Source organism: Dietzia sp. DQ11-71 (assembly GCF_014144995.1).
In the GTDB taxonomy this organism is placed as follows: Bacteria; Actinomycetota; Actinomycetes; order Mycobacteriales; family Mycobacteriaceae; genus Dietzia; species Dietzia kunjamensis.
Genome location: NZ_JAALDT010000394.1, coordinates 1 through 1,212 on the forward strand (window position 1 = coordinate 1; position 1,212 = coordinate 1,212).

Below are 1,212 nucleotides of genomic sequence, written 5' to 3' on the forward strand. Positions count from 1 at the left end.
CCCGCCGGCACGCACGCCGACGACGGTGCCCCCGAGACCCCGCGGGACTTCGACGAGGACGCCCCCCCGGGCGTCTGGGGCCGCGTCGCCGCGCGCGTGGTCAAGCGCCCCGTGACGGTCCTCGTCTCCTGCGTCCTGCTCCTCGCCGTGCTGTCGCTCGGCCTGCTCGGCACCCGTATCGGCCTGAGCCAGACCGAGCAGTTCCGCACCCCCTCCGAGGCGGCCGCCGGGCTGGAGACCGCCGCCGAGCACTTCCCGGCCGGCGTCACCGACCCGGTCACCGTGCTCACCCGCACCGGCACCGAGGGAAAGATCACCGAGGCGGTCCGGGATGTGGAGGGTGTCGTGTCCGCCCGCCCGGCCGGCGAGTCCGGAACGGGATGGAGCCGCGTCACCGTGGTCCTCGACGCCGCGCCCGCGACCGACCGGTCGGAGGACAGCGTGATCGCGCTCCGCGAGGCCGTCGACACGGTCCCCGGTGCCGAGGCGCTGGTGGGCGGGTCGGTGGCCGAGGCCGTCGACACGTCCCAGGGCAACCTGCGTGACCTCACCCTGATCGCGCCGCTCATCCTGCTCGTGGTGTTCGTCGTCCTGGTTCTGGTCCTGCGGTCGGTCGTCGCGCCCCTGCTGGTCATGGCGGCGACCGTGCTCTCGTCGCTCGCCGCTCTCGGGCTCGGCACGTTCGTCACCACCCAGATCCTGGGCTTCCCCGGCCTGGACGTGTCGGTGCCGCTGTACAGCTTCCTGTTCCTGGTTGCCCTCGGCGTGGACTACTCGATCTTCCTCACCATCCGGGCCCGCCAGGAGGCCTCCACCCACGCCACCAGGGAGGCGATGGTCCGCGCCGTCGCGTTGACGGGCGGCGTCATCACCTCCGCCGGCATCGTGCTCGCCTCGGTGTTCGTGGTCCTCGGCGTCCTTCCGCTGATCGTGCTCACCCAGGTCGGCGTGATCGTCGCCCTCGGTGTCCTGCTCGACACCTTCGTCGTGCGCACCCTGGTCGTGCCCGCCCTGTTCACCCTCGTGGGGGACAAGGTGTGGTGGCCGGGTGACCCGCGAGGACAGACCCGCCGCGGCGCCACCGCAGGCTCGGCGTCCGACGACCCCGACCGCCGCACCGGCGACCACGGCGCCGGCCCCACCACGACCGAGGAGATCCACGCATGAGCACCACCTCCCGCACCAGCACCAGCTCCCGCCCCGGCCCGTCCC

1 protein-coding gene is annotated in these 1,212 nt (G+C 73.4%); it reads left to right on the plus strand.

Annotated elements, in window-relative coordinates; all coding sequences use genetic code 11:
- Positions 1-1,167, plus strand: a 1,167-nt coding sequence (locus G6023_RS13155; protein WP_182635929.1) for an MMPL family transporter, incomplete at its 5' end; no start/stop codon positions are given.
- Positions 1,168-1,212: the final 45 nt, after the last annotated feature.